Raw genomic sequence first — 4,983 nt, forward strand, 5'->3', positions numbered from 1 at the left:
CCCGGCCACGGCACCGCCCCGCCCGCCGGGGCGGTGCCGTGGCCGGGGGTGCCCGCCGAACTGGTGCTCCCGGTGCTCTTCGGCCCCCGCCACACCTGGTTCACGTCCGCCGCGCTGCGCACGCTCACCACGGCGGCGTACCGCGTCTCGCCGCAGAGCAACCGCATCGGCCTGCGCACCGAGGGCCCCGCGCTGGTCCGGGCCCGGCAGGGCGAACTGCCCAGTGAGGGGTTGGTGCTGGGCGCGGTCCAGGTCCCTCCGGACGGCCGCCCGGTGGTGTTCCTGAACGACCATCCGACGACGGGCGGCTACCCGGTGGTGGGCGTCGTCCCGCAATCCGCGCTGGCGGCGGCGGCACGGGTGGTGGCCGGGACGGTGGTGCGGTTCGTGCTCGGCGGGAGGTGATCGGCCAGGACGCTCCTCAGGTCACGGCGGGCAGCCCGAAACGGTCGGTGATGATCCGCATCGTCACAGCGCCGTCGGCGTTGAACGACGGGTCGGCGTCGTACGCCGGGGTCTCCCGGCCGACGATCCCGGCGTCCAGCAACTCCCGTACCAGCAGGTCGCCGCTGCGACGCGACTCGCGGCGCCGCCCGACGTTGAAGTACGTCTTGTTGAACCCGCCCCGGCTGTGGGAGAAGTTGAACGGGTGCTCGTCGCAATGCGGGATCGCGTAGTTCTGCCCGTGCGGGCACTCGCACGCGGGGGTGGAGGCCAGGAACACCGTCTCCACGCGATCGGGCCCGCCGAACCGTTCCGCGTAACGGAAACCGGTGATGTCGCGTGCCAGATCCATGACCGCCAGCCCGCTCGGGGCGGTCGCGTCATGCGTCACCCATGACCAGTCGCCCGATTCGCCCTGTGTGCGGACGGGACACCTCGCCTCGGTGAAGACGTCGACGAGGGTCGGCAGGTCCAGGCCTCTGGCGTAGGTGACGAACGTGTTCGGGGCGATCGCGTTCACTTGGCCGTCACCTCAAGGGAGAGCGGGGGCGACGGCAGGGCGAAGCAGTCCGCCAGCGCCTTCACCAGCCGGTCGTCCGCGTTGTCCTCGTGGTCGAGGCAGTCGTGGCCGTCTTCCGTCTTCCACTTGTCGCACTCCGCCCCGGGGCCGATGAGGTTCGCGGCGAGGAGCTCGGCCGATATGTGGTCGGGGTTGTCGCCCAGTCGCTGCCCGATGTCCTCGAAGCTGAAGTGCAGGGTGGTACGGCCGCTGCGGAGGTAAGTGAAGTTGGGCCCGTGCGCCTTGGCACTGCACGGCTCGGTCTCGAACACGATGACCTCGGTGCCCTCCGGGCAGATGCTCCGGTAGTCGACCGGGTCGTAGTCCTCGGTCCCCTCCTCGAACATGTCGTGTACCGCCCAGGCCCAGCCGCCCGCCTCACCGTGGGCGAGCGGCTCGCGGTGCAGTCCGCGAAGGCCCTCGACCAGTGTGTCGGCGGACAGCCCGCGGGCGAGGACGAGGTTCACCTCGTGGCCGGGAAACGAATCGTGCATCCAGCTGATCATGCCGGAACCCTAAACGCAGCCACTGACAACGGGCTTGCTCGGCAGCCCCGTTCGAGGAGAGAAGAGCGCGTTGCGCGTGGCCCCCGCTCGAAGGGGGAGAGCCATGGTGCGCGGATACGCCGACAGGCGGCCGGAGGCCCGGCTCCCCGGAGGGAGCCCGGCTCCGGCCGCCCGCGGGCGGGGACGCGCAGTCGGTCACACCCCGGCCTTGAACCCCCGCAGCCGCAGTGAGTTGCCGACCACGAACACCGACGAGAACGCCATCGCCGCACCCGCGATCATCGGGTTCAGCAGCCCCGCCGCGGCCAGCGGGAGGGCGGCCACGTTGTAGGCGAAGGCCCAGAACAGGTTCGTCCGGATGGTGCCCAGCGTCTTCCGCGACAGCCGGATCGCGTCGGCGGCGGCCCGCAGGTCCCCCCGGACCAGGGTCAGGTCTCCCGCCTCGATCGCCGCGTCCGTGCCGGTGCCCATCGCGAGGCCCAGATCGGCCTGGGCCAGGGCGGCAGCGTCGTTCACACCGTCACCGACCATCGCGACCGAACGCCCCTGCGCCTGGAGGCGCTTGACGACGTCGACCTTGTCCTCCGGCATGACCTCCGCGTACACCTCGTCGATGCCGACCTCGGCCGCGACCGATTCCGCCACCGCCCGGTTGTCACCGGTCAGCAGGATCGGTGTCAGACCGAGCGCGCGGAGCCTCTTGATCGCCTCGGCGCTGGTGTCCTTCACCGCGTCGGCCACCTCCAGGACCGCCCGCGCCTCGCCGTCCCAGGCGACCGCGATCGCCGTGCGGCCCGCCGCCTCGGCCTCCGCCTTCCGGCGCGCCAGCTCTGCGGGGAGGCGGATCTCCCACTGAGCCAGCAACTGCTCGCGGCCCACGAGAACGGCATGGCCCTCGACGACGCCCTGGACGCCGAGGCCCGGGACGTTGGCGAAGTCCTCGGGGGTGGGGAGGGGGGCGTTGATGCGTTCGCCGGCTCCGGTGGCGACGGCCTGGGCGATGGGGTGCTCGGAGGCGTGTTCCAGGGCGCCGGCGAGGCGCAGTACGTCGGTCTCGGTGGTGTTGGGGGCGGTGTGGACGGTCTGGAGGGTCATCTTGCCGGTGGTGACGGTGCCGGTCTTGTCCAGCACGATCGTGTCGACGCGGCGGGTGGTCTCCAGGACTTCGGGGCCCTTGATCAGGATGCCGAGCTGGGCGCCGCGTCCGGTGCCGACCATGAGGGCGGTGGGTGTGGCGAGGCCGAGGGCGCAGGGGCAGGCGATGATCAGTACGGCCACGGCGGCGGTGAACGCGGCCGTCAGTCCCGAGCCGTTGCCGAGCCAGAAGCCGAGCGTGCCGAGCGCGAGCGCGATCACCACGGGGACGAACACCGCCGAGATCCGGTCGGCGAGGCGCTGGGCCGCCGCCTTGCCGTTCTGCGCGTCCTCGACCAGCTTGGCCATCCGGGCCAGCTGGGTGTCGGCGCCGATCCGGGTCGCCTCGACGACGAGCCGGCCGCCCGCGTTGAGCGTGGCACCGGTCACCGGGTCGCCGACGCCGACCTCGACGGGGACGGACTCGCCGGTGAGCATGGAGGCGTCCACCGCCGAGTTGCCCTCGACGACGGTGCCGTCGGTGGCGATCTTCTCGCCGGGCCGGACCAGGAAGCGGTCCCCGACCTGGAGGTCCGCCGTGTCCACGGTCACCTCACGGCCGTCGCGCAGGACGGTGACCTCCTTGGCGCCCAGTTCGAGCAGGGCCTTCAGCGCCGCGCCCGCCTTCCGCTTGGAGCGGGCCTCGAAGTAGCGCCCGGCCAGGATGAACGCGGTGACTCCGGCGGCGGCTTCGAGATAGATGTTCCCGGCGCCGTCGCTGCGGCCGATGGTCAGCTCGAAGGGGTGCGTCATGCCGGTCATTCCGGCGGTGCCGAAGAAGAGCGCCCACACCGACCACAGGAACGCGGCCGAGGTGCCGACCGAGATCAGCGTGTCCATGGTGGCCGCGCCGTGCCGGGCGTTGGTCCACGCGGCGCGGTGGAAGGGCCAGGCGGCATACGTGACGACGGGCGCCGCGAGGGTCAGCGAGAGCCACTGCCAGTTGTCGAACTGGAGCGCCGGGATCATCGCCATCGCGATCACCGGCACCGCGAGCAGGACCGCGGTGATCAGCCGCTGCCGCAGCGGGCGGAGCTCGTCCGCCGCCGCCTTCGCCGCCTCGGCGGGTGCGTCAGCGGTACGTACCGGGGGAGCGGGCTCGTGCGCGCTGTAGCCGGTCGTCTCGACGGTGGCGATCAGGTCCTGTACGGAGACGTCCTCGCCCCGGTAGCTGACCCGGGCCTTCTCGGTGGCGTAATTGACGGTGGCCTCGACCCCGTCCATCCGGTTGAGCTTCTTCTCGATACGGGCCGCGCACGAGGCGCAGGTCATGCCGCCGATGGCGAGCTCGACCTCTGCGGCGCCGGTACCGGTGGTGCCACTGGTGTCAGTGGTGCCGGTGGTGGCTGCGGTCTGCGCGGACACGGGGCCTCCTCGGTAGGGGATGATTTATACCCCTGGGGGGTATGTAGTGCTGATTCAGGTATACCCCCTACCCCTATGAATCCGCAAGGGTGGTCCACCGTGGACGCGCGAATTCCGGCCGTCTGGTTGCCTGGCGCGCCTCTGACCTGGCGTATCTTCACGTGCGCGGTGAGGCTGTGTCCTCGGCCGTCCGGCCCGTAGGCTGGCCATTGGACTAGACCTATAGCTGCTTCCTGGAGGATTGGGTTCCCATGAGCAACCGTGCAGTCCTGGAGGTGATCGCTCTCGACGCGGGGGACGCGGTCGCTGCCCAGGCGGGTGGTGCGGACCGGCTTGAGCTGGTCACCGACATGGCGGCGGACGGCCTCACCCCGTCCTGTGCGACCTTCGCGGCGATCCGCGCCGCGGTGGACATCCCCCTGCGGGTGATGCTCAGAGTGGCGGACGGCTTCGCGGCCGGTGACATCGATGTACTCGTACGCAAGGCGCGCGAGCTGCGGGCGGAGGGCGCGGACGAATTCGTGTTCGGCTTCCTGGACGCGGACGGCCGCCCGGATCTCGTGGCCGTCGAGCGGATCATCGCCGAGCTGGACGGCTGCCACTGGACGTTCCACCGCGCGATCGACCGTGCCGCCGACCGGGACGCCCTGCGCAAGGCGCTCGCGGATCTCCCGGGCCTGGACACGTATCTCACCGCGGGGTCGGCCGCCGGGGTGGACGACGGCATCCCCACGCTGCTGGTGGAGGCGGCGCGCAAGGGGGAGCCGGGGTACGAGCCGCAGATCCTGGTCGGTGGCGGGCTGCGGCTCGACCATCTGCCGGAACTGCTGGACGCGGGGATCGACGCCGTCCACATCGGTGGCGCGGCGCGGCCCGGCGGCTGGTCGGGGCCGGTGGACGCGGCGGCGGTACGGGAGTGGCGGGCGGTGCTCGACGCGTAGGGGGGCGGAGCCCCCGGGTTGCGGTGCCTGGGGG

The 4,983-nt window shown here is 71.7% G+C and carries 5 protein-coding genes; 2 read left to right on the plus strand and 3 right to left on the minus strand.

Annotated features, from left to right (window positions below; genetic code table 11):
• Positions 1-405: 5-oxoprolinase subunit C family protein (locus J1C73_RS29020; RefSeq protein WP_504744640.1), on the plus strand; the 405-nt coding region annotated here is incomplete at its 5' end.
• A gap of 16 nt (positions 406-421) precedes the next feature.
• Here J1C73_RS29020 and J1C73_RS29025 read toward each other — a convergent pair.
• The 3 genes from J1C73_RS29025 to J1C73_RS29035 all read right to left on the minus strand — a co-directional run bounded on the left by J1C73_RS29025 (position 422) and on the right by J1C73_RS29035 (position 4,008).
• Positions 422-964: a hypothetical protein gene (locus J1C73_RS29025; protein ID WP_207318971.1), complete on the minus strand. Its 543-nt coding sequence runs from the start codon at positions 962-964 to the stop codon at positions 422-424.
• Positions 961-1,497 (minus strand): hypothetical protein, encoded by a 537-nt coding sequence (locus J1C73_RS29030; RefSeq protein ID WP_207318972.1) that lies wholly within the window; start codon positions 1,495-1,497, stop codon positions 961-963. Before J1C73_RS29030 ends, J1C73_RS29025 begins: the two co-directional genes overlap by 4 nt.
• A 207-nt stretch (positions 1,498-1,704) precedes the next feature.
• Positions 1,705-4,008: a heavy metal translocating P-type ATPase gene (locus J1C73_RS29035; RefSeq protein ID WP_372446748.1), complete on the minus strand. Its 2,304-nt coding sequence runs from the start codon at positions 4,006-4,008 to the stop codon at positions 1,705-1,707.
• 251 nt (positions 4,009-4,259) lie between these two features.
• On the opposite strand from J1C73_RS29035, the gene J1C73_RS29040 reads away from it, so the two are divergent.
• Positions 4,260-4,949 (plus strand): copper homeostasis protein CutC, encoded by a 690-nt coding sequence (locus J1C73_RS29040; RefSeq protein WP_207318973.1) that lies wholly within the window; start codon positions 4,260-4,262, stop codon positions 4,947-4,949.
• The last annotated feature ends 34 nt before the right edge of the window (positions 4,950-4,983 follow it).

The organism is Streptomyces laculatispora (assembly GCF_017353455.1).
Taxonomy (GTDB): Bacteria; Actinomycetota; Actinomycetes; order Streptomycetales; family Streptomycetaceae; genus Streptomyces; species Streptomyces laculatispora.